This window comes from Moorena sp. SIO4A1 (assembly GCF_010672065.1).
Taxonomy (GTDB): domain Bacteria; phylum Cyanobacteriota; class Cyanobacteriia; order Cyanobacteriales; family Coleofasciculaceae; genus Moorena.
The window spans coordinates 1-26,099 of record NZ_JAAHHX010000011.1; the positions used below are offsets into that span (position 1 = coordinate 1).

Consider the following 26,099-nt stretch of genomic DNA (forward strand, 5'->3'; position numbering starts at 1 on the left):
ATACCAAGTTATTGCTGGGATTAAATCAGCTCATTAGGGAAATTAATCAATGTCAAACCTTTTTGTATTCTGGATAATATGGCTTATTTGTTACTCATTGATTCCGGAGAGTGACAGAAGAGGGATAGATTAATGATTGGTAATCAGGGTAAACGGATCTAAATTAGATTAGATTGAAAAATTGTATATTTTTTTTCTGTTGGAATGGATGTAATGGTATTTTTAAATTAAAGTAAAGTAATGAAGCGATGTCGCCCTATCAATACTGCTCTAATAAACTATTTTTTGATTAGAGAAATTTCTGTAGGAATTGTGATAATTTTTGTTCCCTGTTCCGATGATCCGCTGTTCCCTGCTCCCTGTTATCTTTCCTCTAGTTGCAAGGGCAAAGCATCGGGTCTATGATCTAATAAAATCAAAAGAAATCATGGTCGCCCAAATGCTTTGCCCCTCAATCATTAATAAGGTTTTTTAGCGGTTTTTAGCCTAATGAGCTACACAGAATTTTTTCCCTGTTCCCTAAAACCAGGAAATCTGTACCTCACAAAACTTAAAAACGCTATACTACCCTTATGAACTCAATCCCATCCAATCGGTGTGGAAGAACTCACCCCTGGGTTTATCCAGGCGCTCGTAGGTATGAGCACCAAAGTAGTCGCGCTGTGCTTGGGTCAGGTTTTGGGGTAAGCGATCGCGTCGGTAACTGTCGAAATAATCTAGGGATGCACTAAAAGCAGGGACTGGAATCCCTAATTTGTTTGATACCGCTAGCACTTCTCGCCAACCATCCTGACGATCCAAAATTGTTTGCTTAAATTCAGGAGCTAACAACAGATTGGGGAGTTGGGGATTTTGGTTGAAGGCATTCTTAATCTTATCCAAGAAGCCAGCTCGAATGATACAACCTCCTTTCCAAATCCGGGCAACTTCACTCAAGTTCAGATTATAGTTAAACTCTTCCGATGCCCGACTCAAGAGTGCCATGCCCTGAGCATAGGAACACATCTTAGAGCAATAGAGAGCATCGCGGACTTTGGTAATAAATGCTTTGACATCGCCATCATACTTGCCCACAGGACCAGTGATTTCCTTAGCTGCTGCTACCCGCTGATCCTTAAAAGAGGAAATGACACGAGCATTGACTGCAGCGTAGATGGTAGGAATTGACACCCCTAGTTCTAGGGAACTAACTACAGTCCACCGTCCAGTGCCCTTTTGTCCAGCAGCATCAAGAATCATCTCCACTAACGGTCCATTCGTTTCTGGATCAATGTATTTGAAGATATCCGCTGTAATTTCAATCAAAAAGGAATTTAGCTCATCAGTGGTGTTCCATTCAGCAAATACCTCATGTAGCTGCTTGTGATCTAATCCCAAAGCATTTTTCAGTACATCGTAGGCTTCAGCAATTAGTTGCATGTCGCCATACTCAATGCCATTGTGTGCCATCTTAACGTAGTGACCAGCACCACCCGGACCAATGTAGGTCACACAGGGACCATCATCAACCTGAGCCGCAATTTTGGTCAAAATTGGTTCTAAATCCTGGTATGCCGATGAAGTACCACCAGGCATTAAACTCGGACCATTGAGCGCTCCTTCTTCACCACCACTGACGCCCATGCCAACAAATCCCAATCCTGTGGCTTCTAAATCCTTGGTCCGCCGCTCGGTATCTTGGTACAGAGAATTGCCACCATCAATGATCATATCTCCTGGCTCTAGGAGAGGTTTGAGTTGCTCAATAACTGCATCAACTGGCTTCCCTGCTTTCACCATCACTAGGATTTTGCGGGGTCGCTCTAGAGCTTGAACAAACTCTTCCAAGGAATAAGCGGCTTTCACATCCTTGCCCTGAGCTCGCTCAGCCATAAATTTCTCGGTTTTGGCAGCAGTCCGATTGTATACTGCGATTGGGAAACCACGACTTTCTACATTAAGCGCGAGGTTTTCCCCCATTACAGCCAAACCAATTACCCCAAAGGTCCGTTGTGTCATAAAAATCTCCGCCAGTTTTGCTGTAGTAGTTGTCTAGGGTGGATTTACTCCCAGGTTAGCCCGATATTTTGGGTTGTTGCCTAAAGAAGACATTAAGAGTTCTGGTAGTAATACCATTGAGAAATGCTAGATTCAGATATGCGGAAATTCCTGATTGACACGGATACGGCTTCCGATGATGCGGTTGCACTCCTGATGGCACATAGTTGGCCGGATGTCCAGGTTGAAGCGATCACTATAGTTAGTGGAAATGTGCCTGTGGAACAGGGAGCAAAAAACGCCCTCTATACCCTCGAGATGTGCGGCGCATCCACCCCTGTCTACCTTGGCTGCCCTAAACCGATGCTCCGCCCATGCAAATATGCTTACCGATTCCATGGTGAAGATGGTATGGGTAACATGCACTACCCTGATCCCCAGGCTAAACCCCAGCTAGCTCATGGTGTGGATGTCATCATTGATACTATTAAGAGCAATCCCGGGCAAATCACCTTAGTTACTCTAGCACCACTGACTAATATTGCGATCGCATTACTTCGTGCCCCAGAAATAGCCTACCTAGTAAAGCGTTGCGTAATCATGGGTGGAGCCGCTAATGTGGTGGGCAACGTCACCCCAGCTGCGGAATATAACATTTGGGTAGACCCAGATGCCGCTAAAATTGTCTTTCACAGTGGCATGCCCATGGAAATGGTCGGTTGGGAATTAAGCCGTGGTGAAGCAGCATTGCTCCCCGCTGAGATCGCACAAATCAAAAACTTAGGCACAGACTTAGCACGTTTTGCTGTAGACTGCAATACTAGCGCCTTAGAAGCCAGTGTTAAGATTCAAGATTCCCCTGGCTTAACCCTTGCTGATCCTGTCGCGATGGCAGTGGCTCTCGACCCAGCCATCGTAACCAGGCAAGGTAAATACTACGTGGAGGTAGAAACAGTAAGCGAACTCACCCGTGGTCAAACTGTAGTGGATGAGCTGGGAGTACTCAACCAAACACCAAACATGACTGTAATCTGGTCTATCGATGCACCCCGATGGAAAGAACATTTATACCGTTGCTTGGGATAATTGTTAATTATATCTATTGCAAGAGTCATCAATTTTGCGAAAGAAAGGGATTTAGAATTTAGAATTTAGAATTTAGAATTTAGAATTTAGAATTTAGAATTTAGAATTTAGAATTTAGAATTTAGAATTTAGAATTTAGAATTTATAAAAAAATTATGACTATCCCAGATTAGTTGTGATAAATTACCATCAAATCATCTATACAAGCCTGGTTAAACAAGGATTATAAATAAAAAAGCAATTTTCATCAAAACAGCTTTTTGTTAATCAAAAATGTCTTGAAATAGACTAACTTAATCGAAAACTACTTTATCCAAAGTTCCCGATTCCCGATTCCCGATTCCCGATTCCCGATTCCCGATTCCCGATTCCCGATTCCCGATTGCTTATGTCCCGTGCTAAAGCCCTAAAATACTACATAATAATCCGTCTTCTCCTAGCGCCCCTGATGCTATGGACCATTACCACCCTAGTATTTCTTCTGCTCAGAGCTACCCCAGGAGATCCGGTAGATGCTGTGTTAGGGAATCGTGCTCCAGATAGCGTTAAGGAAGAATACCGACAACAATTAGGATTAGCCGACCCGTTGTGGTTGCAGTATATTCGCTACCTAGGATCCTTGCTACGTTTAGACCTAGGTACCTCAATCACCAGCCAAGGTCAAAAAGTCTGGGAGATTATTCAACAACATTTCCCCGCCACTGTTGAACTATCAGTATGCGGCATGGCCATAGCATTCTTAGTTGGTATAGGAGTAGGTACTTTAGCGGCATCCCGCAGCGGAACAGTTTGGGATGTAGGGGGTAGATTATTTGGCATTATTACTTACTCCATCCCTCTGTTTTGGATGGGGATGGTGGTGCAGTTAATTTTCTCTGTTCAGCTGGGTTGGTTTCCCATCGGTACTCGCTATCCCATTAGCTTAGCAACACCAGAAGGATTTACTGGTCTATATACAATAGATAGTCTCTTTAGTGGTAATTTAGTTCAGTTTTTCACTGCTATCTATTATTTAGCCTTACCCAGTATTACCTTAGGGCTGCTGTTGAGTGGCATCTTTGAACGGATTGTGCGGGTAAACTTGAAGCAAACTCTCAAGGCTGATTATGTAGAAGCGGCCAGAGCTAGAGGTATTCACGAAAGGCGGATTGTTTTTGCCCATGCCCTGAAAAATGCCATGATTCCTGTGATTACAGTGCTCGGGTTGACCTTAGCTGCTTTATTAGGTGGAGCAGTGTTGACAGAGGTGACGTTCTCTTGGCCAGGGTTAGGGAATCGGTTGTATGAGGCAATTTCTGGACGGGATTACCCGACGGTGCAAGGGATTATGGTATTCTTCGCCACTATTGTGGTAATTGCAAGTATTGCCATTGATATTGTTAATGCTTTGATTGACCCCCGTATTCGGTACTAATCGCAATTCTTTAAAGTAGGAGTACTCAAACCCCAGAATATACTGGGTAAAGTGAGTGTGGTGAAGCTTACATGAGTGATTAAGTGATAGATAATTTGTATATGAGGCAACATTTTGCTTCATGATGAGTAAAGAAGCACGTAAGGAGTACTCCGAAAATGCTGGCATACCTCTTGGCGTTGGTTATTGCTCTTGGTAGCTTAGTCTTTTACCTAGCTGCCTTCTTTTTACCAGAGGTCCATCGTAAATATGACTTTATCTGGAGTGGAGTGGGATTATTCTACGCTCTAGTGTTATGGATTTGTGCTGGACGCATTACTGGCGGCGTCTTAATCGGTCAAATAGCGGGTGTATCGTTGGTAGGCTGGTTGGGTTGGCAAACCTTGACCTTGCGACGAGCCTTGATACCGACCGACCAACAAACCCCTATCCCAAGTCAAGCTGAATTTATCACCAAGATTCAAGAAATACTGCCACTTGAGTCATTAAAAGGGCTACTAGCTAAAATAACTGGCTTTTTTGGCAATCTTTTGGGCAAACGCCAAGACTCAGGCCGAACTCCTGCTGTACCGGCAGATACCACCATGGCGTCGCCCACCCAGGAAACTAATCCTAAAACTGCCCAACCAAGCCCTGCAGCGGATCAAGCAACTACGGTACCATCCACTACCCAAGAAGCGGTTTTAGAAACAGATGACACTAAAACCTCAGATTCCGCTGAAACGACTCCCCCTAAGACAGAAACCCCCCAACCAGTAGCAGTGGCTAAGGAAGACTCACCCCCCCCACAGCCAGAGTCAAGTCAGGAGCCAGACCAGAAACCAGAAGCGATCGCACCAGAAGCAAAAGCACCAGAAGCGATCGCACCAGAAGCAAAAGCACCACCACCTCCTAATCCCAAGGTATAAAAAAAGTCGAGCGCAACACAAAAGCCGTCACCAGCCCCAACTCCGAAAAAACCGATTGCTAAAAAATCCAACAATCCTTCCAAGGAAAGTTGAAGGTTGGGGAGATTGTTGCTCATAATAATAAGAGATATATATAGACATATATCCTTTGTTGACATCCTTTGTTAACATCCTTTGTTGACCGTTGATTGTTTAATATTGCTGTAAGGTTGAATCTAACTACTCAGCAATACACAGTCAGCGGTCAGCAGGTTAAAGTGGGTTAGATGGCTCTAATCAACTCTTAATAAACGGCTCTACTAGTATAATTTCGCCTTGAAACTGTGACAGCATCCAAAAGCTATAAAGATACGGTCAATCTGCCCAAAACCGAGTTTAATATGCGGGCAAACGCTATCAAGCGAGAACCAGAACTCCAACAGTTTTGGGCAGAGCAAACTATTTACGAGCGCCTGTCACAAACTAATCCTGGCGAGATTTTCGTGTTGCATGATGGCCCCCCCTACGCCAACGGCTCTCTGCACATGGGTCACGCCCTTAATAAAGTTCTCAAGGACATCATTAATAAGTACCAACTGCTGCAAGGTCGCAAAGTTCGTTATGTACCTGGTTGGGATTGTCATGGCTTGCCGATTGAGCTGAAAGTCTTGCAAGCCATGAAGCTAGAGGAGCGTCAACAGCTCACTCCGATCAAACTGCGCCGGAAAGCGAAGAAATTTGCCCTGAAAACAGTAGAGCAACAAAGCAAAGGTTTCCAGCGGTATGGAGTATGGGGCGACTGGGAACATCCTTACCTGACTCTAAACCCAGAGTACGAAGCGGCTCAAATTGGGGTCTTTGGTCAGATGGTATTGAAGGGCTACATCTACAGGGGACTGAAGCCAGTTCACTGGAGTCCCAGTTCTAAAACAGCCCTAGCGGAAGCGGAGTTAGAATATCCGGAAGGTCATACCTCCCCAAGTATCTATGCTGCTTTCCCAATGACTAAGGCAGCGCCAGGGATAAAGGAGATCTTAGACCCATTTTTGCCAAATCTGGGTGTTGCGATCTGGACGACGACTCCGTGGACAATCCCTGGAAATTTGGCAGTAGCGGTTAATCCAGAACTGACCTATGCGGTAGTGGAAGGTGGTTGCGAGACTAACCAATCCCAATTCTTATTAGTAGCAGCGGATTTGGTAGAAAGACTATCAGCTACTCTGGAAACTCCACTTACGGTCAAAACGACTGTTAAGGGTGAGGCGTTGGAAAATTGTACTTACCAGCATCCCCTATTTGAGCGGGAAAGCAACATTGTGATTGGTGGGGATTACATCACCACTGAATCGGGTACAGGTTTAGTCCACACGGCTCCTGGTCATGGTCAAGAAGACTATGGTGTGGGTCAGCGTTATGGCTTACCTATCCTTTCCCCAGTAGATGCGGATGGTAAGTTTACGGCAGAGGCGGGACAGTTTGCTGGGTTGAATGTGCTCAAGGATGCCAATCCAGCCATCATTGAGGCACTGAACACAGCTGGGTCATTGCTCAAAGAGGTACCCTATGTTCATAAATATCCTTACGATTGGCGTACTAAAAAACCAACTATCTTTAGAGCCACAGAACAATGGTTTGCTTCAGTAGAGGGATTCCGGGATGAAGCAATAAATGCGATCGCATCCGTAAAATGGATCCCTGCCCAAGGACAAAACCGGATTACCCCGATGGTGGCGGATCGTTCCGATTGGTGCATTTCCCGCCAACGGAGCTGGGGTGTACCAATTCCGGTATTCTACGACGAAGAAACTAACGAACCCTTGCTCAATGAAGAAACCATTGCTTATGTCCAAGGCATTATTGCTGAGAAAGGTTCCGATGCCTGGTGGGAACTATCCGTAGAGGAATTGTTACCAGAATCCTATCGTAGTAATGGTAAGACCTACCGCAAGGGTAACGATACCATGGATGTCTGGTTTGACTCCGGGTCCTCTTGGGCAGCTGTGGCCGAGCAACGGGAAGAATTACGCTATCCCGTGGATATTTACTTGGAAGGCTCAGACCAACACCGGGGTTGGTTCCAGTCCAGCTTACTCACCAGTGTAGCCAGCAATGGCTATGCCCCCTACAAAACTGTTTTAACCCACGGCTTTGTTCTAGATGACCAAGGGCGCAAGATGAGTAAGTCTTTGGGGAATATCTTGGAACCAGCTATAATCATCGAGGGTGGAAAAAACCAGAAAAAAGAACCACCCTACGGCGCTGATGTGCTGCGATTGTGGGTATCTTCTGTAGACTATTCCTCAGATGTTCCAATATCTCAGAGTATTCTTAAGCAGCTAGCCGATGTCTATCGCAAAATTCGCAATACAGCCCGTTTCCTACTAGGCAACCTTCATGACTTTGACCCAGCTAAGCATAGGGTGCCTGTTCAGGAATTACCGGAATTAGACCGCTACATGCTACACCGGATCACAGAGGTATTTGAAGATGTAACTGATGCCTTTGAGAGTTATCAATTCTTCCGCTTCTTCCAGAGCGTACAGAACTTCTGTGTAGTAGACCTGTCTAACTTTTATCTGGATATTGCTAAGGATCGACTCTATATCAGTGCTCGCAACTCACCACGGCGGCGCAGTTGTCAGACAGTGCTACAAATAGCACTAGAAAATTTAGCTAAAGCGATCGCACCTGTACTCTGTCACATGGCAGAAGATATCTGGCAATACCTGCCTTACCAGAAATCCCATGAATCCGTGTTTGAGTCAGGTTGGGTCAAATTAGACGAACAATGGAAAAACCCTGAACTAGCAGCGTCCTGGTCAACCTTGCGCACCATCCGCACAGAAGTCAATAAAGTACTTGAACAAGCCAGAGCGGAAAAGATGATTGGCTCATCTCTAGATGCTAAGGTCTTGCTTTATGTTAAAGATCAACAATTAAAGCAGCGCCTGGAAGCCATGAATCCTTCCGATAGCCTGAGTGGCAATCAAGTGGATGAATTGCGCTATCTGCTCTTAGCCTCTCAAGTAGAATTAGTAGATTCCCTAGAAGCTATACAAACAGCAGCCTATAGGGCTGAATCAGAAACTATAGCGCTAGGGGTAGTCAATGCAGAAGGCTTAAAATGCGATCGCTGTTGGAACTACGGATCTAAAGTTGGTACAATTGCTGAGCATCCTACCATCTGCGAACGGTGTAATGCTGCCTTAGCTGGTAACTTCTGAGGTGGGTTGTGAACTAACTTGTAAGTTATTGGTGATTTAAAGATTGCTAAGGACGGTTAGCACTATTAGCCAGATCAGGGATTGGAGATTCAACACTAATCCCTGATTTATACATCCCTGATTTTTTCGGTAGTTTTAATCCCCTCAAGCTTAAGTAAAAATTCTTCTGTCAACTTGAAGAACGCTTTAGAGCCAGCAGAATTAGGATGAGCGATAACGACAGGACTAAAACTATCTACGGCTTTAGCAACATTAACATCCATGGGAATGCGAATTTTAAAAATTTGGTTGCTATCGAAATCGTTATCAACTCGCCTCATCACTTGCTTATAGTACCTACCCATTAGTCCACCGCCTGACAAAATAAAGATAATCCCCAACAGCTGCAAGTTAAGAGGACTATCCTGCTGATGACTTTCTTTGAGCCTGGCAATCCGTCTTTCTAGGAGTTGAATCCCTACAATAGATAAAGGTTCTGGTCTAGCTGGTAGCAGATAGAAATCACTAGCCACAATGCCACTGCGAGTCAAAAGATTGTAGCCAGGAGCGCAATCTAAAATAATAAAGTCATAGTTAGGGATAATCGGCTCTAATATCCCTTTGATTAATAGACTTTCAAAGCGGCTCCAAACCTTACTAAATTCCACCTCCCCTTCCTGAACAGATTGCTTATGGAGTAGATCAGAAACTACATATTCATCATAAAGCTCAATATCTCCTGGCAATAAATCCAATCCTTTGATATCACAATTATCAGTTTGAATAATATCCTCAATTGTTAAGCGACTGCGATAGCTAGGTTTAGTGACTTTGTCGATTAATCGACTTAATGTCCGCCTTCCTTTTCTAGCTTTAGCAAATGCTTGGGGCTGCATTAAGCTCAAGGTTCCACTAATTTGGCTATCTAAATCGACCACCAAAACCCGCTTATTATGATTTTTGGCTAAGCAAGTGGCCAAGTTGACGGTGAGGGTGGTCTTGCCCACACCACCTTTCATATTGACTGTACTAATGACTAATCCCATTTATGAACGTGATCTTGCCATGACACTATTTATCATCATTCAGTATTATTGGTTACTAGGCAAGAATTCTGATGGATTACGATAATTTACCCTTGGGCAGTCCGCAATCATCGGGTAAGTTGTCGAGAGTTATACTGGAATCCTCGGTTGAATCCTCAACTGATGTCATCGTTGTGTATCGTGGTGATTGTATTAGAGAATTCAGTTGCCAGAGCCAGATTTGTTTTGTATCCTAACTAAATACCCCCCAAAATTGGGGGGATTTCAGCTAGGGAAAAGGTATTTGGCGAAACCTGAACTGTTATGAAACCTTTTCCCTTTTCTTTTTTTAGGTTAATCGGAAACCAAGGGTTTCTAAACTTCCCTTGGGAAGATTTTTAGATAATGTTAGTGAGATTGATGGTGAGATTAATTTCCCCGTTTTCCTTTGAGCATGGAAGCAGCACCAAACGCACCAAATACTAACATACCCAATACAGAAGTAGGCTCGGGAACTTTCACACCACCATTGATGAAGAATAAGGTCCGGTCATAGACCTTGCCACCAACGTCTCGGCCTAACTGTCTGCCGAGTAAATCTCCATCATCGAAGTGAATGCCACCGTAGATGCGAGAAATACCAGCTTCATCAGAAGCATCGGAAAATGTCTCCCAAAATAGGGTGACTTCATCCGTAGGAGTCAAACCAGGTTCAAAACGAGAGGCACCAGGGGCAAAGGTTACTGAATTGCCGAACTCATCACTACCGGTAAATAGCTTGAAAATTTCAGCCGCAGAAGCACTGAAAGCACTATGTCCTGAGGTGAATTCCGCAAAGGGAGGGGATGGATCGGCACCAGGAGTTTGGTAGGTAATGAAATCACTGGCTAATAGCCTGATCGTTCCTACTCCTGGTCCACCATAGGATTCGATGGCAAAGCCTCCCAAATCCTCATCGAATTCACCAATTAAGCCCAGCTCACCGAGTTCGCGAATGGCTCGGACGGGACGAGTATAGTCGTAGAAAACTTTTGCTTCCCAAGTAGCAATACCCGCATCCAAAACCGCATTCCCCAGACCAAAGTAAAGTTGGATATCTTCATCTAGGGTTTGGTCATCCCGTTCCGAGATGAATGAACCAAAACCCATCCAAGTTCCAGGAGGGTAGGGAGTGCCAGAGGGGTCTTCCCAAAACTCAGCTACTAGTTTTTGCTCATCGGTGAGATTAGCGCTAACCTCAATGAGCCGTTCAGCTTGCTCGATAAATCCAGGGTTAACAACGTCAGTATTAACCTCCCCGTCTTCGTTAACCAGACTAACCTCTGTGCCATCCTCAAGAGTGACAGTACGTTCCTCCCGATTCAGAGTACCCTCTACAAGCAGAAAAGGTTCTGGTGCTGGTGGTCTAAATTCAGACCCAGAGCTCAAGGCAAAGGGAGTAACGTTGCCCCACTGGGGAGTAAGAAACCGTTGCAGTCTGGCATCCGGGCTGTCAATTGGTACCCGCTCTGGTGTCCAGCGAGTGATATCAACGACATTATCGGAACTGTTCAAGGGCTGATAGCCAGTGGTGTCGGAGTAAGGAACACCAAGTGTACCCCTCGGGTCATCCCCTAACTGGTTAGAACCATCCTGACGTCGGAACTGTAATAAACTGTTGGCTACTGTGTTACCAACGTTGGTAGCAGTAGAGATAGAAGCAGAGTCGCTAGCAAGCGATCGCAGATCAGTCAGAAGGGCATCAAAGGAAGCAACTTCAGAAGGGAAAAGGTCTGAGAGGACGCTATGAGCCGCATAGCTAATGGCTAGGGACTTATTTTCCAGGGTGTTCTCAATATCAGGACGTTGCAGAGTATCCCCAAGAGTGGTGCTAATCGGCGTTCCTTCATAAGCTGACCAGGCATCGTACATGGCAGTACCCAAGATGCCATAAGCCCGGGAGGCTCCTGTCGGACCCAATTGCGGGTTATTTTCTACTGCCCTCAAGGCTTGATCCACCCACAGATTAGCGCTGTTGTCTAGTGTCAGGTCTATGGCTTGTGCTGGTAAGCCCAGGGATAGACCTGCGGTTGTTACTCCAATGGTTAGGAGTGACGAGAGATGCTGTCGTTTTTTCCGCTGTTGATGGTGAGCCGAAAATAAATTTTTCATATTTACACCCGTGACTGGTTGTTCTTCAAAAGACCTTTTGCAAAAGTCAATGTCTACAAGGCAACTACAGTAGTTATCACCCTGTTGTTGGCTTTTTATGCAAGAGCTCTAAAGATTGGACGTTAGATTGGACGGTAAATTGGAAGGTAGCAAAACGTTCCGATCGGATTGATTACCTGGGAAAAAGCAATGATGATATCAGGTCGTCTCACCAATTTAGGAGAAAATTTAGGATAAATAGTCTCCCGAGAACACTACAGGTAAAAACACGGACGTCTTGCCGTTGAATCAAGTACCAAAACAGACTAGGGACTCTGGCCATAAACTCCTTAGATCTGTTTGATTAATTAGAGTCTCTGGGAGTTATCCGTACTTGATCCATAGGTCAAAATCTGTGCCTGGAGTAAAATCCCTCATTTATCATCCGTCTATTCACTTACAATGTCAATCGTCATCCGTAAAATTATTGATAACTTTAAAAAAGTTTCACAAAAGATATCCGTATTTTCACAAGTTAGTTAACTTAAAATAATTATGATTATCAAAAAAAGCTAAAATATGGTAAACGGGGGCAGAATGCCGACCATGATTAGCTCAATTACCCAGATGCTATAACCATTGATAGATAAGGTTTACAGCCTTAAGTTGGTAGCAATTATTAATCACGTTTTTCTGATTGATTAGATTTGGGCAACCTCATGGTCATGATCTTCACAAATTAGTCTAGTATTTTCACAAGAAAAATACCTGGTCATAATCAGAGCTACTGATGACTCCCAGTAGTCTTCACAAATTCTTAGGTTTAATTTACAGAACTTTTACAATCTTTATATATTAGCTATATTAATAACTCCCCCATTTTGATCCGGCTGGCGAAGCATTTCTTAACAGGATTAAAGCCTTGATATTCGGTATCATGGTCGCAAACTATTTTATAGTTGTGTAACGTAATCAACGGCAGAATCAGTGTTTTGGATGTTAACTTATATTTAGCCAACAGGATCAATTTTGGGATAATTTCAGCTAGGGAAAAGGTATTTGGCGAAATCTGAACTGTTATGAAACCTTTTCCCTTTTCTCTTTTAGCTTTATTAAGCTTAATCAGTAACAAGCTACATTGATCATTGAACCCTTGACAAGACATGTTTAGGCGCTAACCACTACTCGTCCTACAGGACGAGCCACACAAGTCAAAATCATCCCTTGCTGCCGTTCCTCGTCTTCCAGAGCGTCAGGCTGTTCATCATACTCTACCTTCCCTTCTATAAGCTTTCGCTTACAAGCACCACAGGCTCCCATGCGGCAACCGCTTGGTAATGGCACCCCTTCTTGTTCAGCCACATCTAGGATGACATCCTCCGCATCACAGGTAACCTCTTTTCCAGACTCAGCAAAAACCACAGTGGGTTCATTAGAGGTTGATGGTGATTCTACTAGGTGTAGTCTAGGACGATCTTCCCCTTTGACTGGTTCAGGATTTGTTGCTGCTGCTTTCTGTTTATTCTGTTTTGAGGGCTTTTTGCCGCCAAAGCTCTCTTCATGGTAGTTTTCCATCGGGAAGTCTAGACCGGCTAGCATCCCTTTCACCCCTGCCATAAAGGGATTCGGACCACAGACATAAACAATGCGATCGCGAAAATCTGGAGCCATCTGTTGCAGCATGGCTTGATTGAGTCTTCCGGTATAACCCGACCAACCTTGATCGAGTTCTGGGCGAGTCGTGGTAATCGCCAGCTTAAAATTAGGGTGCCAAGCCGCCATCAACTCTAATTTCTGACGGAAGATGATGTCTTGTGGGCTACGAGCACTGTGGACAAATACAACATCGACATCAGCACCGGTATCACAAAGCCATTTGGACATGGACATCATCGGGGTAATGCCACTACCTGCTGAGATCAACAGCAGTTTATCAGCCCTATGGTCAGCACAGGTAAATTTCCCCATTGGACCATTTAATCTCACCTCGGATCCGACTTTAATGTTGTCGTGCAACCAGTTAGACACCAAACCCGCTGGCCGATCAGGAGCGTCTGGTGGTGCTGGAACTCTCTTGACAGTAATTTCCAAGGTATGAGGACGTGAGGGGGCCGAAGAGATGGAGTAGGAACGCTTTACTGCTTTGCCATCAATCTCCAAATCCAGAGTGACAAACTGACCTGGCTTGTAGCTGAACAGTATTGGTGGTTCGGCCACGAAGCGGAATGTTTTCACATCATCGGTCTCATCAATGACCTGTACACAGCGGACAGTAATCTCACCCTTAGTCCACTGCTTTATGCCAGTGCTATTACCATCTACAACTAGGTTTGGTTCCTGGTTAGAGCCATAGAGCTGTAGGTCTTTGACCAACAAAACAAATTCACCGATGCGGATGATGTCATCTTCCTTCAGGAGCCAGTTTTGGTTAACATCTACCTCCTCATTATTGATCCGAGAGCCATCTGTGCTACCGAGGTCAGTAAAGAAACACTGTCCCCCAAGGCATATGATTCTGCCGTGTACACGACTTACGACAGGACTATCCAAGACTAGGTCACAACTTGGATGGCGGCCAATCAGATACTCACCTTGAATTGCAGTTTCCGGTTTCAGGGTTTTTTCCTGTAACTCGTTGGTTTGGTAGTTGATGATTGTAGTCGTCAGCATGTTTTGTGTCACTCCAGATTACCGAACTAATGGGTCAATTGCTTCAATTGCTGAAATTTATGAAGGGATTCTCTATTTTGAGTTCACAATTCATCTCAACTTGTCTTCATCGGTAGTACCGCTTTGTGATGTAGTTCATTTACCAGATTCTGAATTCTGATAACCATTCTTCTAGCCGCTTTTATCATGGGGCGTTTCTGTCTTCCCTTAGCTTTACTGATTATTAGATATCAGATTATAATGGTGCTGACACAGCCGCTGAATTCGAGAAAATTCACCTTCTCCGATTTTGCCTACAGAATTCTCACTAAAAAAAGTCAGGAAAGTTCTAACACCAGGATCTAAGGCAACTACTCTACCTTGGTTTTCGGTTTGGTTTTTTGTTGTCTTATAGGGGACTACCAAATAGTAATCCCCATTGGTGCTAGTCAACCTACAATCGCATATCTTGTCGGGAAGAGCTTCAGTAAAAGTCAATTACCCTAGTTTGGTGTGATAGATTCCTTTGTTTGAAACAGCCGATTTTGGGATATAACAAGACTGAACAGGATGCTGGCGATATCTGAACCTGACCCGATTAATTTGTCCAGTCAAGTTGTATTTCTTTTTGGCTTCCCTGACAGCGGTGCAAGCATCCTTAATCGCTATAGATTTGATTTGATCAGGCACTGTCTTGCACCACTCGGGTAAGTCATTTAATATCGCAGTTTTAATAGCTTTCCAGTTAGCTTTAGTTTCTCCATCTTCAAGGATTTTGACGGTCTTGTTAAATACATAACGGGACACTCCAAACCATTGACGAACCATTGTTCGCGTAGCGTGGCCTACGGCCAATCGTTGTTCAGGGCTTAGGAACACTCGAATCTTCTTTGATTTTCTTCCCGTATTTTCGGAGTCCGTGGACGCGGCAAGAGAAGACGTGAATGATGGAGAGAAGATCTGCGGTAAGTTCTGATTCTGGACAGCTTTCAGGGTTGTCGAGAACCAGGATTTTTCCACCGTTGAGACCGACCAAGTACTCAATGATTTCAAACCCAAACCGGGTAAGTCTGTCTCGACAGGCAACAACAATTGTGAGCTGATCTCCTCGCACGATTCGTTCCAGTATGGCTCGAAGCCCCTTCCTTTTGTAGTTGAGCCCTGAGCCGATGTCTTTAATGATTTCCGCTTCCGGAAAGAGGGAGTGCAGATAGGCGACTTGCCTGACGAGGTCGTCTTTTTGCTTGCTGCTACTGACTCGACAGTAGCAGATAGTTGCTGGCTGCCTTGATTCCCTTTTTCCGAGGCTGAGCAGGCTTTCTGTATCAAAGAGCCGGTAACCACTTGGGGTTCGCTCGCATTTAATCGTGCCATTGTCTGCATACTTCCGAAGAGTGTTCCTAGAGAGTCCCGTAAGTTCGACCGCCTTACGAAGTGGTATTAGTGTCATAGATATAGTCTAACAATTAATTTGATATTTTGGTAGACTATGTGACCCTTTTATTCACTGGCTACTAACCCTTACCCTCGGCCTGAGCCACAAGTAAGTAAGTGTTTTATAAGTGTTTTACCAGTGGCCATATAGTTATCAGCCTTTTTTTTTCTTTTTATGAAAAATGCTCTCTTTTTTCCGGTATTTCATCCTCGTCTCACCCTGTTGAATGTACTATTTGGGAAAACCAAGGACTAGTCCTGATCACCTAGTTGATTGTTGTTATCTTTGCGGTCTTTTAGCAGCTTGGTGCGCTTATCAGAACGATTCTGCTTGCGGGATTCCCTAAGTATCGTGCGTTGGTTAGAAGTACTAGTCTTCTGGCGCTCTTTGATGGTGCTCAGTACTTTATAAGGGTCCGGTCCATAGTGGGGATACAAGATTGGTAAGTTTTCTTGCTCCTTACCAAGTTCTTCTAAAACCTGATAATGTTGCTGATCGTTTATACCCAGTTCATCCCGGATCTGCTGGAGAACCTCGAGACTACTAGAGGAATTCACATGTCCAGCTTGGATCGCTTCTCTTAGCACCCCTTTGTATACCCCCAAACGGTATTGTTGGTTAGCACCCGGTAGGGTTTTAGCCAGGATGTGTAATTCCTCAGGTTTGAGATCATCCACGGAACGACCTTCGAGAAATTCCGAGAAGTCCAGGGGTAGCTTCTTCAGTTGACGGCGCAACTTGTCTGCCAAACTCTCCTGGGTATATTGGTGAAAACTACGACCCCAAGTTTGATAAAGCCATAAGCTGCTCACCAGAATTACTACACTCTGAAACAGGAATTGCACTAGGACAGGGAACCGATTAATTTCGGGACGACCCCCGTAGATGAAGAAGAAGTTAAAGGCAATAAAGGTACAAATCGAAAAGACTCGGTGCAATACTTGCTCCTGAGTGATAGATTGGTTTTTTCGCCACAGAGCAGCTTTGTATAGTTTCTCTAGCTTGGTACAAATTATACAACTGAGCGCCACGAAGACAACGAAGGTAAGAGGAGTTGCCACCAGTTTAGGAATCGCAATTGCGTGATTCATGATGTAAAACCCTGGCTTGAAAAGCGCACCTAACTGATTCTCTTCATGGGTCCAAGCCCCAGACAGGTAATAATCGAAGTTTCCTGCATACAACCAGTAGTAGAGGAAATAACCAATCACCAGGCCTAAATAACCGTATTGGACTAATTTCCGACCAGGCTTAGTCAGTTGTTGCCAGTAGGCTTTTTCGGAATCGATATCCATACAAGGGGACTTACAACTGATACAGGAACTTTTTTCTTGACCTGTGGTCTTGTCTACGGTGCGGCACATGGACTGGGTAATGGTTTTTGGCGGTGCGTTGTGAGCTTCAGTGCCAAGCAATCCCCGTGGTCCAGTAAATACCATCTGAACCATGCCAAATGGACAGACATAATGACACCAACTTCTGCCACCATAGAGGAATACCATCATCATGGCGGATAAGATAGTCAGGCTCAGAAACAAACCCAGAACCAAGCGGTCAGAGTTAACAAATAGAATCCGGCAGTTCAACCCGATAAAGAAAATGGCAAACTGCACATATAAATGGTTACGAACCAGCCACGGATTTTTGCTGATATCCCCCTGTGGCTGTAACCCCAAAGCTCTGGGAATTTGGGACAGAAAGTAAAGTGGGCAAATGCGTCGCCAAGTCTCATGACCGAACACCAAAACAATCATGATGGCGCTAGGCACAATCATGCCCCAGAACAATCGCGCTCCCAGGGCATAGGGTTTTTCATCCAGGCACACTCCCTGGACTTGAACACATGGGTCTTGAGTGAGCGTGGGATCCCGAAATAGGCTTAATAGATTATCAGGATCAGTTAAATTATGTGAAATCGGGTCATAAAACAACGATAAAATTAATATTAGCCAACTAATCACTAGCACCAAACGCACTCGGTGCCAACTTTGTTCTGGTACCTTTGACAGCATAGCTTTAACCCCCTTTTGATCCATTGTGGGAAACAAGTTCAGGCATTGGCAGTACCCGTTTGGGTACTTCGTAACAGCTAGCACTGAAACCAATCCTGAGGATGAGCATTAGTCTTTGGGCATAATCTGCTCTATAACACCAGCAAGAGTTAGGTAAACCCTCTTGAGCTTGGGTTTGTTGGTAACCTAACTAGCACCATTGATTTTGAGTCACCAGTTACTTATCTGGTTGAGTCCACACCTTTTATGCCGCAGTTTCCGAGTTGTTAACATAACTTTACAAAAACCACCCAGATAGTTCTAATCTGATGGTTATAATACAACATTTAGCTAGACATAGCTCGACTTGCTGTCATCAATAGGATTGCAGAATTGCTTGGAATTGTTAAAACCTACTCTTAGCTCTACCTGATGTGGTTGCGGAAGTTAGGGTTTTACCTGTTGTGAATAGGCTTTGGCTTGGTGATAAGATAGCGATCGCATCTTCATACTCCTGAAGTGCAAAAATCGCCAATCCCCGGTTTTAGTAGCCCCGGAAATGCGAATCGCGAGTAATTAACGAAAAGTGTTAGTTATCCCAATTGATTGTAGCTTTTCATACAAATTATTTCTAACTTAGTATCTAGGAATACTAAGTTTTGATCTCTTCAAGCCATTTTGAAGTGTTTTTTGAAGTATTTCTTGAAAAGAATAGCATTTTAAAATAGATCCAGAAACCCAATGGTGATTGGGTGCATCTCAAAGTTTTAACAAAACTCGCTATCCATCCCCACCCTCTTCCAGGGTGGGGATGGATAGCGAGACGACAACTTGTAATGACAAATCATCACGATTCATGTTAGAATAAAGATGGTCGCTGACCCGCCTGACTGACTAAAAGGCTACCTTGCAAATGGTTTAAAATCCTATCAGTTTTTAGACCATTAGGTGTACAAAGTACTAGCAGAGCTCAGGGAAGAGACTTGCCCCGGCTGGTTGACCACAGAGTCGTAATTCCAAGGTGAGTCTGTCGAGTAAACTATATGTCTGCGGAAGGCGGATATCTGCCTGTGGACGCTGAGTAAGACCGTATTGCAGCTTGCTGTTTGAGGCATCGGCGGATGAAGCGGGAAGCCCGAAAGACGAATAAAACCGTCCCTGAGTTGACCTGAGAATTGGAAGCCCCAACCTCAGCGTTCGCGTAGCGTGACCAAAGGTCAAGCAGGTTGGGGTACTTCACATCTATAACTCAGCTATGCAGGGCATTCATGAGGGGAGCCAGTGCGATCATGGGGTAAACCCCCTCATCAAGGCGCTACCTTGTTGCATCGCTACTCCCTACTGCCTACTCCCATTAACCTAAGACGAAAGTCCCTGACGCAATTGAGAACTGCTATAGTAACTTAGATTACATTAGGGGAATCAAAAGAATGAGCGCCAGAATGAGCGCTTTTTGGGTTTAAGGGTATCGGTCTTGTCCTGATTAACTGGCTTCTCAGAAGCCTCTACACCTAATTCTGGAGATTTGGACTTCGGGGATTTTTGAATAGGAATGTCTTTACCCAACTGCCAGTCATTGTCAGCCTGCGATAAAACATAGATAGCCACATTTTCAATCTCCTGCTCAGTCAGCTTCTTATTGAAGGAGGGCATAGCGTTTTTGCCATTAGTTACCTGGGTTTTAATTTTTTCCAGGTCATACATCTTATATCGTTTTAGGACAGGTTTCTTCAAGGTTTTATTGGCCATAATCACGTTATTGCCACCGATATGACAAGCAGCACAATTTTGACTAAAAACCTGAGCTCCCTGAACGGCATCACCAGCGAGGGCTGGACGAAATAGAGCAAATGTAAACCATACCGTAGCAGTCAACAGGATTGATAGCAGCTTCTTCAAGGGTATTCTCCTTCTGATCAAACAAACAGCAGGCTACAGAGTGGCCTATAATTATTCCCTAGAATGACTGTAAACCTTAGAAGAACTGCTGTCAAACCTAAGCAAGACTATAAATAAAGGAAGCAGACAGACTAAATATGAATCGGGATAGCCTGGCGGCTCTTCACTTCATACACTATTAATCAGTTTTAGCACCAAAATTACCTGAAAATTAACCTAAAATTAACCACTAATCTATGAGTCCTCTGCCCCATCATCGCCCTAAACAACTCTCCCTAGGTCCATTGGAACGAGAAATCTTGGAGATCATCTGGGTATTAGGTTGCGCTACTGTTAAAGATGTCCATGAACAGATTTTGGCTGACCCCGATCGGGAATTAGCGTATGCTTCAGTGACCACAGTGCTACGCCGCTTGACCCAGAAAGGTTGGCTGAGTTGTGATAAACGACAGCGTACCTTTTTATGGAGACCCTTAGTGTCTCGCCAAGAAGCCCAGGTACTCGCAGCCCATGACCAGCTCAATCGCTTTTTAGCTGTAGGCAATCCAGATGTAGTTGCTGCCTTTGCCGATAGCTTAGATGCAGCGAGTGTGGAACAAATTTCTGCGATCGCACAACGACTGCAAGCAGCACGTCAAAGGCGGAAGGAGGAAAAATAATGCATGTGGTCATGATTATAGCAGCATTAGGGCTGGCTTGCTGGCACAGGCACACAAGCTACCAACTCCCAGGGAGTTGGCCCAGGCGCTGGCAACAGGTACTAGTGCAATTTCTGGCTCCACCCCTACTCCTCCTAACCACTGCTTTAGCTGTCCTATCCATGGGGCCAAAGGGACAAATGATCGGGTTACGTACCGACTGGCTCAGCTACTGTCTAGCGCTAGGATTTCTGGGTTGGGCAGTAGTGTTGTGGCTAAAGTTAGCAAGGCTTGGTTGGCAGTCTTTGCAACAATTTCGTTCCTTACCCCAAATTTGCTTAATAAATGGGAAATGGCAAAATGGGCAATGGGAAAGGGTTGAAAACTGTCCTGGCTTAACTCCAACCCCTGAATCCCTAGCTAGTCAGGGTCAATTGGCTCGTCTTTTAGACACTCCCATACCCTTTATTGCTCAGATTGGCTTTTGGCAACCGGAACTTGTGGTCAGTCAGGGACTCTTAGAAACTCTCTCATCCGAACATCTAGAGGCTGTTATTACCCATGAGCAAGCTCACCACCATTACCGAGATACCTTCTGGTTTTTCTGGCTAGGCTGGATTCATCGAATCACCGCTTGGTTACCAAATACAGAGTCATTGTGGCAAGAACTATTGAGTCTACGAGAAATCCGTGCTGACCATTGGGCCGCTAAACAGGTCGATGCCCTATTGTTGGCAGAATCACTGTTGACTATGGTTAGTAGTCCGATGATCACTAAGGAAAATTTCTGTGCTCCCTTTAGTAGACCTGTGCCTCCCAGTCGCTTCCAAGAGAGAATCGATGCACTCTTGACAGAGCCAGAGTCTGCCACTGCTACTAACTCCTGGAATTACTCCTGGAATTGGAGTTGGTTGCTATACGTATTGTTACCCCTATTGGTTGTACCGTTTCATCAATAGACTTAAGGGCAACAGGCATTACCACAGGCATTAGGCCACAGGTAAAGGGGAAAAAAATATTTTTTTGGGTATTGACGTCGCGACATAGTGATGTAATCATATAAATATATCGCGACAAAAGGAAAGAACACACAAAACACTATAGTAAAACACTTAAATAAACCCCCTAAGTGTAGTAACTACCTAAGTGTATTAACCTGTGTATTAGCCATTTGTCATGATATCACGATATACCAATAGAAGTATATCGTGACAAAATGTGCCAAACTTATAAGAGGACAATCAGATGTTGCTCTCTCTGGAGCTAGAGGACAAGGACATTGGTTCACAAAAAGACAGATCCCCGGTATGCATTACTGCGAGGACATATTCCCAAACATCTACTAAAGCGCTTCCGCAACTACTGTGTCGAACACGAACTTGACTACAGTGAAGGACTAGAAGATGCGCTGACTAAATTTTTTAACTACCTAGACAGCAGCCAACTATCAGCAGTTCCAGCACAAACTCCTACCATTGCTGATCTGATTCATGGCTGGAACTTGGAAGAACTATCACGATTAAGTGAAGTTAGCGTTGAAAACCTGCAAGCCATCATGGAAGGAAACCGACCCACAGATGATGATCTGATTGGTTTGGGTGTAGTGCTATGCAAGAACAATGGTGAACCTTGGACAACCGATGAGTTAGTCGAGATTCGCGATCGCTGTTTTTACGGTGTTCCAAAATTGTCGAGCAACAGCGAGTCGCCAAGGATTCAATAACCGTGATCGGACTAACAGCTGCCAATGGTGATTGCTATCAGAGGGGATTTGTTAGAGAAATTATCGGTTTTTGAATCGATTTTTGGCTAAAATCAATCCTGCCAGTTACTGTACTATGGAAGCCGTCGGTTACTTAGATCAACAACCATAAATCAACAACGATAGATCAACAACCATAGTTAGCCATAGTAGTTAGCCATAGTAGTTAGCCATAGTAGTTAGCCATAGTAGTTAGCCATAGTCTCCGTTGGTCCGGTTTAACTTGCTTAAGAGCAACACTCACTACTCAGCGTGTCATTTTAGGTTTCAGTCTTCAACAATGGACAATTTCTTTTTCTCAGGGTGCCATCTATCAGTTACCACCGAGAGTTTCAATATTGAAGCTCCATCACGCTTAGCGGCTTATGCTCTAAGGCGACATGCTAGTGAGCTGGCTGTATCTGCTCAAAAACTCAGGCTTCAACGGGCTATTGTATCTTGGCCCGGATGCGAGCGACCTTACCAAATTCCCACCTCCATACTCAGGAGCCAGACAACTATGACCGGACCAATACCCCAAAGCGGAACCTATTTGCTAGGAGCCAACTACCTTCGTGTTAATGATTTTATCAAAGAAAAGCGTGAAGAAGGTCTAATTGTAGTAATTACGTCAATGTGGAATGATGTTTGCTTACATACCAATGACCTACTTGCACCGGAGCGGGGTATTCTCCAACCCCATCAGTGGACTGGCTTTAATTATCGCTACTTGTGGCGTGATAGTCGGGATGAGTACAACGAACTAATTGATCGATTGACTCGGGAGCGTTACATTCCCAAATTCCAGTACACACTGAGGCGTCCCGATGGCACATTAGGCCGCTATGAGACCGATTATTACCTGGTAGATGATTATCTGAACGTACCAGTGCGCATTGGTGTCAGCCATGTCAATGCTTGGGAACTAATATCAGAACCCTTAGCAAGTTAGTTTCCATTTTCCATCAGCCATCACTCACCACCAAGACTCAAAATCTTTGATCCTGTTACCTAGGTAAGCGGCTTGCCGCTTAAGGATTGACCTTGGCCTAATGGCCACGCTACGCGAATGGTCACCCTACGCCAACGATAACGTGTTACCTGACTTACTTGACCGGTCAATTAAGTACACTCATTCAATAACTCATCGCTGAATCTTTAGGTCTACTTGAGCTAGGTAGCCAACAGCGATTTATTTCCCTAAAACTGTTTGCCAACAAATAACTATGCACAACCAATCAATTAATTCGGTGCCTTCTGGCAATCAGAACTGTGAAGCAAGCACGAGTAGTTTGGTGAATTATCCAACTCGAAATCATAATGACAAACAGGCGATAGTAAGGGGAGGGTATATTTTTGCTCTGATTGTGGCGATGATTTTGGGATTCCAGTCACTGGAAGCCTCCTATGAACGGGTAAATGGTGAGGAAAATATTTCTTTTGCGACCAAGTCGCCTCCTTCTAGTCTCTTAGTGAGTGGGTTAACCTTGATTGGCTTGGGGCTAGGTATTGAAATTAATAAATCTACAATCTTCTCAAAAGGCAAAGGAATAATTCAACTGCTAGTAAATTCCTCTATGGATGAAGAGGAGTAATATCATGTCTAGTACCATCACTTAACGTACTGATTAGTCAAGACTTATGGTTTAGTTAGTTGTCTAGTTAGTCACCGGTTGAGTTCTAATTTCATAAGGAAGACTATATCAGCTATCTATTATCTATCTCAGCTGTATATCTCAGCTATCTATCTCAGCTATCTATCTCAGCTATCTATTATCTATCTCAGCTATCTATCTCAGCTATCTATCTCAACTATCTATCTCAACTATCTATCTCAACTAGAAGACGCTGCTGACTAGTTTGCAATTAGTCAATAGCATTTATTCAGGGTTGCCAACACCTTTAAAAAGGGTGTTAAATCTACTACTACTTCTAAAATTAATTGTATAACTGTCCTAGATTATTATAGTAAACTTGACTCTAGAAAGCAATGGCTACACATCACTAAACAATGGATCCAAGGGATTATAGGAAGAAAAATAGAACAGTACTATACGCCTCTAGTGATGCGACAGCTGCCAGGAAAAGGCTGTAAGTTGTTGCTTCTGGAAAGAAACACACCGGGAGCTGTCAGCACATGGCGATTTAACTGTGAGCTGCTCCAAAGACAATACTTACTAATTACTCTAGATAACCTAGCGGATTTAGATAGATATTTCCAGAGAAGCAATCGCCAAAGAAAACCAGGTAACACCAAAAGATAAATTGTTAATTTACCGATTAGTAACGTCTCTCATCGTATCGGTATTAGCCTAATTGACCCCTTCAAAAACCAAGAGTGGATTGGGGTATGGGATTTAAACCTAATCGACGATTGGTCAACTTATCACGCAGAAGATTATAAGGCAGAGCAACTAGTGTTATACCTCGGTCGTCGCCTGATTAGTTCCTATGAGTTTATGCCCGACTTTTTTGAGCAACAGATTACAGAAAAGCAATGGTGGCAACAGCGTATTATGACTTTGTGTAAACCAGATTTTACCAAAGATCACGATATTAATATTACAGCACTGTCAGAAACAAAACCACTGTCAGTAACAAAACACAGGTCAAACTTAATTGAGTTCAGAAGAAAAGTAGGATGAGTTGATGCCAGTTAACTAGGTTAACCTAGTTAACTGGCAAGGCACTAAGCAACTGGTTGATTGCTGACGTTTAACGGTTAACGGTTAACAGTTGACAGTCAACCCTCAACCGTCACAAAGATGGTGAGATCCCCTTCAAGTCAAGCCAGTTCGATACAGATGGCTCAAACCTCTTGTCGTTTTGTTAGATAATTGGTATAAACCGCTACAGATTCCAAAAACGGGGTGTGTTCAGGAGTGATTGCTCAGTCAGCTGCGGTTGACTGGTGCAGAAGCGATTGCTCCTGTTTTTTTTTCTGATCAAACGGACACAGTTGACTTGGTTTTCCCTACCTAATATCTTGTCAGGATAATTACCCTTAATAAAAATCTCCCGTTTCTCCCGTTTCTCCCCATCTCCCCATCTCCCCATCTCCCCACACCTCCCACCCTCCCCTTAATAGCAGACTTGATATAACTCCCCTTGCTCTGCCTTACCAATGCGGGTGTTCGGTGATCCAGTATGGGTAGTGAGCAATGCGCTAGAGTAGGATAGATAGGATAATTGAGATTAATTAACGGCGTAAGTTAGCCGACAGAAGGATGAGTTCTTGGCGCGATCGCTTAAATAAATTTGGTGGCAAAACTAGATTTGTAGTTTTTCGTTTGTTTGTACACTTAGCTGGTTCAGAAGTAACACCCTTGTTGGGGGTACTCAATCGTGCGGCACGGGAGGCCGTTGAATCAGACGGGGATTTGAAGGTGTTAGGGGAAGAACTGGTAGCAATTTGTCAAAACCTGCTACAGCTGCAGATCTACTGGCAATCGGCAGCGAATGAAGGAGATGTCTTTTGGAAGGAAGGAGAAGCTGGGGACTACGTTAATGAACTGTTTACTGACTCAGCTGGGCGCTACCTGTCTGAACCAGATTTCACTACACCCTTACCTGACAATGAACCTTTATCCATACCTGTGACCCAAAACGTAATTGTTATGATCACAGTAGCCTACGAAGGGGAAGTTCCTGAACTAGAAACTAACCTAGCTAGTGTTGAGTACCTCGAAGCAGGTCTAAAGGCATTGATTAATCTCCACTATCAGGAAAGTTTGCAAGCTATCCAGGTTCACTTCTCTCCAGCACAGTTGGGTGACGAACTGACTGATGAGCAAATTTTACTCAATTTCCCGGAACTGGTTCCCCTCTAATCATAAGTAAATTAAATAAATATAGATAGTGTTATAGTTATCACTATCAGTAGAAACAGTGATGGGGTGATGGGGTGATGGGCAAGACGAACGAAAAATCTTCCCCAAATTTTTGTTTGACAAATTAACTAGCCCATAGCCAAGCGCGATTAGACAAGCGCGATTAGACAATAGTGATTTAACAGAACGATAGT

24 protein-coding genes and 1 pseudogene are annotated in these 26,099 nt (G+C 44.2%); 14 read left to right on the forward strand and 11 right to left on the reverse strand.

All coding sequences use genetic code 11. The features are described 5' to 3' along the window. Positions 1 to 240: 240 nt before the first annotated feature. Positions 241 to 405, forward strand: a complete 165-nt coding sequence (locus tag F6K53_RS10875) for a hypothetical protein (protein ID WP_293019167.1) — start codon at positions 241 to 243, stop codon at positions 403 to 405. Positions 406 to 570: 165 nt separating this feature from the next. Here the strand turns inward: F6K53_RS10875 and gnd are convergent, their stop codons facing one another. Next, positions 571 to 1,998 (reverse strand): decarboxylating NADP(+)-dependent phosphogluconate dehydrogenase, encoded by a 1,428-nt coding sequence (gnd, locus tag F6K53_RS10880; RefSeq protein ID WP_293069883.1) that lies wholly within the window; start codon positions 1,996 to 1,998, stop codon positions 571 to 573. A 123-nt stretch (positions 1,999 to 2,121) separates the two neighbouring features. Here gnd and F6K53_RS10885 point away from each other — a divergent pair, with 123 nt between their 5' ends. The 4 genes from F6K53_RS10885 to ileS all read left to right on the forward strand — a co-directional run bounded on the left by F6K53_RS10885 (position 2,122) and on the right by ileS (position 8,588). Next, on the forward strand, positions 2,122 to 3,063 hold the full coding sequence (locus F6K53_RS10885; RefSeq protein ID WP_293069885.1) for a nucleoside hydrolase: 942 nt from the start codon (positions 2,122 to 2,124) through the stop codon (positions 3,061 to 3,063). A gap of 388 nt (positions 3,064 to 3,451) precedes the next feature. Next, complete coding sequence (locus F6K53_RS10890; protein WP_070393866.1) at positions 3,452 to 4,477, forward strand: ABC transporter permease; 1,026 nt, start codon at positions 3,452 to 3,454, stop codon at positions 4,475 to 4,477. Positions 4,478 to 4,635: 158 nt separating this feature from the next. Next, positions 4,636 to 5,385, forward strand: coding sequence for a Ycf66 family protein (locus F6K53_RS10895; protein WP_293064706.1), 750 nt, complete (start codon positions 4,636 to 4,638; stop codon positions 5,383 to 5,385). A 323-nt stretch (positions 5,386 to 5,708) separates the two neighbouring features. After that, positions 5,709 to 8,588, forward strand: coding sequence for an isoleucine--tRNA ligase (gene ileS, locus F6K53_RS10900; RefSeq protein ID WP_293066228.1), 2,880 nt, complete (start codon positions 5,709 to 5,711; stop codon positions 8,586 to 8,588). A gap of 107 nt (positions 8,589 to 8,695) precedes the next feature. On the opposite strand, the gene F6K53_RS10905 is transcribed toward ileS, so the two are convergent. The 8 genes and pseudogenes from F6K53_RS10905 to F6K53_RS10940 all read right to left on the reverse strand — a co-directional run bounded on the left by F6K53_RS10905 (position 8,696) and on the right by F6K53_RS10940 (position 19,037). Then, positions 8,696 to 9,613, reverse strand: a complete 918-nt coding sequence (locus tag F6K53_RS10905; RefSeq protein ID WP_293019158.1) for a ParA family protein — start codon at positions 9,611 to 9,613, stop codon at positions 8,696 to 8,698. A gap of 408 nt (positions 9,614 to 10,021) precedes the next feature. After that, positions 10,022 to 11,743 (reverse strand): vanadium-dependent haloperoxidase, encoded by a 1,722-nt coding sequence (locus tag F6K53_RS10910; RefSeq protein WP_293019157.1) that lies wholly within the window; start codon positions 11,741 to 11,743, stop codon positions 10,022 to 10,024. Positions 11,744 to 12,889: 1,146 nt separating this feature from the next. Beyond that, a complete protein-coding gene (locus F6K53_RS10915; RefSeq protein WP_293019156.1) occupies positions 12,890 to 14,404 on the reverse strand; it encodes a 2Fe-2S iron-sulfur cluster-binding protein in 1,515 nt (504 codons plus the stop codon). Between the two features lie 107 nt (positions 14,405 to 14,511). Beyond that, a pseudogene (locus F6K53_RS10920) lies at positions 14,512 to 15,199 on the reverse strand (RNA-guided endonuclease TnpB family protein); the annotation flags it as partial. A 34-nt stretch (positions 15,200 to 15,233) separates the two neighbouring features. Further along, a complete protein-coding gene (locus tag F6K53_RS10925; protein WP_293066223.1) occupies positions 15,234 to 15,821 on the reverse strand; it encodes an IS607 family transposase in 588 nt (195 codons plus the stop codon). A gap of 236 nt (positions 15,822 to 16,057) precedes the next feature. Further along, on the reverse strand, positions 16,058 to 17,842 hold the full coding sequence (locus F6K53_RS10930) for a 4Fe-4S binding protein (protein WP_293019153.1): 1,785 nt from the start codon (positions 17,840 to 17,842) through the stop codon (positions 16,058 to 16,060). A 361-nt stretch (positions 17,843 to 18,203) separates the two neighbouring features. Next, positions 18,204 to 18,332: a hypothetical protein gene (locus F6K53_RS10935; RefSeq protein WP_293019151.1), complete on the reverse strand. Its 129-nt coding sequence runs from the start codon at positions 18,330 to 18,332 to the stop codon at positions 18,204 to 18,206. Positions 18,333 to 18,836: 504 nt separating this feature from the next. Further along, positions 18,837 to 19,037 (reverse strand): hypothetical protein, encoded by a 201-nt coding sequence (locus F6K53_RS10940; protein ID WP_293019149.1) that lies wholly within the window; start codon positions 19,035 to 19,037, stop codon positions 18,837 to 18,839. Positions 19,038 to 19,078: 41 nt separating this feature from the next. On the opposite strand from F6K53_RS10940, the gene F6K53_RS10945 reads away from it, so the two are divergent. Beyond that, positions 19,079 to 19,204: a hypothetical protein gene (locus F6K53_RS10945; RefSeq protein WP_293019147.1), complete on the forward strand. Its 126-nt coding sequence runs from the start codon at positions 19,079 to 19,081 to the stop codon at positions 19,202 to 19,204. Between the two features lie 15 nt (positions 19,205 to 19,219). On the opposite strand, the gene petJ is transcribed toward F6K53_RS10945, so the two are convergent. Further along, a complete protein-coding gene (gene petJ / locus F6K53_RS10950; RefSeq protein ID WP_364301753.1) occupies positions 19,220 to 19,696 on the reverse strand; it encodes a cytochrome c6 PetJ in 477 nt (158 codons plus the stop codon). Positions 19,697 to 19,932: 236 nt separating this feature from the next. Between petJ and F6K53_RS10955 the strand changes: the two genes are divergently transcribed. The 7 genes from F6K53_RS10955 (at position 19,933) to F6K53_RS10985 (ending at position 24,720) form a co-directional block, all read left to right on the forward strand. Then, entirely contained in the window at positions 19,933 to 20,355 is a 423-nt protein-coding gene (locus F6K53_RS10955) for a BlaI/MecI/CopY family transcriptional regulator (RefSeq protein WP_293019145.1), read from the forward strand. After that, positions 20,355 to 21,293, forward strand: coding sequence for a M56 family metallopeptidase (locus F6K53_RS10960; protein ID WP_293019143.1), 939 nt, complete (start codon positions 20,355 to 20,357; stop codon positions 21,291 to 21,293). The genes F6K53_RS10955 and F6K53_RS10960 overlap by 1 nt, the downstream gene beginning before the upstream one ends. 320 nt (positions 21,294 to 21,613) lie before the next feature. Then, on the forward strand, positions 21,614 to 22,057 hold the full coding sequence (locus tag F6K53_RS10965; protein WP_293019141.1) for a hypothetical protein: 444 nt from the start codon (positions 21,614 to 21,616) through the stop codon (positions 22,055 to 22,057). 319 nt (positions 22,058 to 22,376) lie between these two features. Next, positions 22,377 to 23,027, forward strand: a complete 651-nt coding sequence (locus F6K53_RS10970; RefSeq protein WP_293080733.1) for a hypothetical protein — start codon at positions 22,377 to 22,379, stop codon at positions 23,025 to 23,027. 274 nt (positions 23,028 to 23,301) lie between these two features. After that, positions 23,302 to 23,670, forward strand: coding sequence for a hypothetical protein (locus F6K53_RS10975; RefSeq protein WP_293019137.1), 369 nt, complete (start codon positions 23,302 to 23,304; stop codon positions 23,668 to 23,670). Between the two features lie 471 nt (positions 23,671 to 24,141). Next, positions 24,142 to 24,339, forward strand: a complete 198-nt coding sequence (locus F6K53_RS10980; protein ID WP_293080736.1) for a hypothetical protein — start codon at positions 24,142 to 24,144, stop codon at positions 24,337 to 24,339. A gap of 153 nt (positions 24,340 to 24,492) precedes the next feature. Next, positions 24,493 to 24,720: a hypothetical protein gene (locus F6K53_RS10985; protein ID WP_293019135.1), complete on the forward strand. Its 228-nt coding sequence runs from the start codon at positions 24,493 to 24,495 to the stop codon at positions 24,718 to 24,720. Positions 24,721 to 24,925: 205 nt separating this feature from the next. Here F6K53_RS10985 and F6K53_RS10990 read toward each other — a convergent pair whose 3' ends face one another. Then, complete coding sequence (locus F6K53_RS10990) at positions 24,926 to 25,132, reverse strand: hypothetical protein (RefSeq protein WP_293019133.1); 207 nt, start codon at positions 25,130 to 25,132, stop codon at positions 24,926 to 24,928. Positions 25,133 to 25,302: 170 nt separating this feature from the next. On the opposite strand from F6K53_RS10990, the gene F6K53_RS10995 reads away from it, so the two are divergent. After that, entirely contained in the window at positions 25,303 to 25,905 is a 603-nt protein-coding gene (locus tag F6K53_RS10995; protein ID WP_293019131.1) for a DUF1517 domain-containing protein, read from the forward strand. The last annotated feature ends 194 nt before the right edge of the window (positions 25,906 to 26,099 follow it).

Excerpts from the sequence above, each read along its gene's own strand:
- F6K53_RS10990 (WP_293019133.1), bottom strand. The coding sequence starts at position 25,132 with ATGGGGAGATGGGGAGATGGGGAGAAACGGGAGAAACGGGAGATTTTT.
- F6K53_RS10955 (WP_293019145.1), top strand. The coding sequence starts at position 19,933 with ATGAGTCCTCTGCCCCATCATCGCCCTAAACAACTCTCCCTAGGTCCA.
- F6K53_RS10995 (WP_293019131.1), top strand. The coding sequence starts at position 25,303 with ATGAGTTCTTGGCGCGATCGCTTAAATAAATTTGGTGGCAAAACTAGA.
- F6K53_RS10890 (WP_070393866.1), top strand. The coding sequence starts at position 3,452 with ATGTCCCGTGCTAAAGCCCTAAAATACTACATAATAATCCGTCTTCTC.
- F6K53_RS10980 (WP_293080736.1), top strand. The coding sequence starts at position 24,142 with ATGCGACAGCTGCCAGGAAAAGGCTGTAAGTTGTTGCTTCTGGAAAGA.
- F6K53_RS10930 (WP_293019153.1), bottom strand. The coding sequence starts at position 17,842 with ATGGATCAAAAGGGGGTTAAAGCTATGCTGTCAAAGGTACCAGAACAA.
- F6K53_RS10895 (WP_293064706.1), top strand. The coding sequence starts at position 4,636 with ATGCTGGCATACCTCTTGGCGTTGGTTATTGCTCTTGGTAGCTTAGTC.
- F6K53_RS10910 (WP_293019157.1), bottom strand. The coding sequence starts at position 11,743 with ATGAAAAATTTATTTTCGGCTCACCATCAACAGCGGAAAAAACGACAG.
- F6K53_RS10925 (WP_293066223.1), bottom strand. The coding sequence starts at position 15,821 with ATGACACTAATACCACTTCGTAAGGCGGTCGAACTTACGGGACTCTCT.
- F6K53_RS10960 (WP_293019143.1), top strand. The coding sequence starts at position 20,355 with ATGCATGTGGTCATGATTATAGCAGCATTAGGGCTGGCTTGCTGGCAC.
- F6K53_RS10875 (WP_293019167.1), top strand. The coding sequence starts at position 241 with ATGAAGCGATGTCGCCCTATCAATACTGCTCTAATAAACTATTTTTTG.
- F6K53_RS10905 (WP_293019158.1), bottom strand. The coding sequence starts at position 9,613 with ATGGGATTAGTCATTAGTACAGTCAATATGAAAGGTGGTGTGGGCAAG.
- F6K53_RS10885 (WP_293069885.1), top strand. The coding sequence starts at position 2,122 with ATGCTAGATTCAGATATGCGGAAATTCCTGATTGACACGGATACGGCT.
- F6K53_RS10975 (WP_293019137.1), top strand. The coding sequence starts at position 23,302 with ATGCACAACCAATCAATTAATTCGGTGCCTTCTGGCAATCAGAACTGT.
- F6K53_RS10970 (WP_293080733.1), top strand. The coding sequence starts at position 22,377 with ATGGACAATTTCTTTTTCTCAGGGTGCCATCTATCAGTTACCACCGAG.
- gnd (WP_293069883.1), bottom strand. The coding sequence starts at position 1,998 with ATGACACAACGGACCTTTGGGGTAATTGGTTTGGCTGTAATGGGGGAA.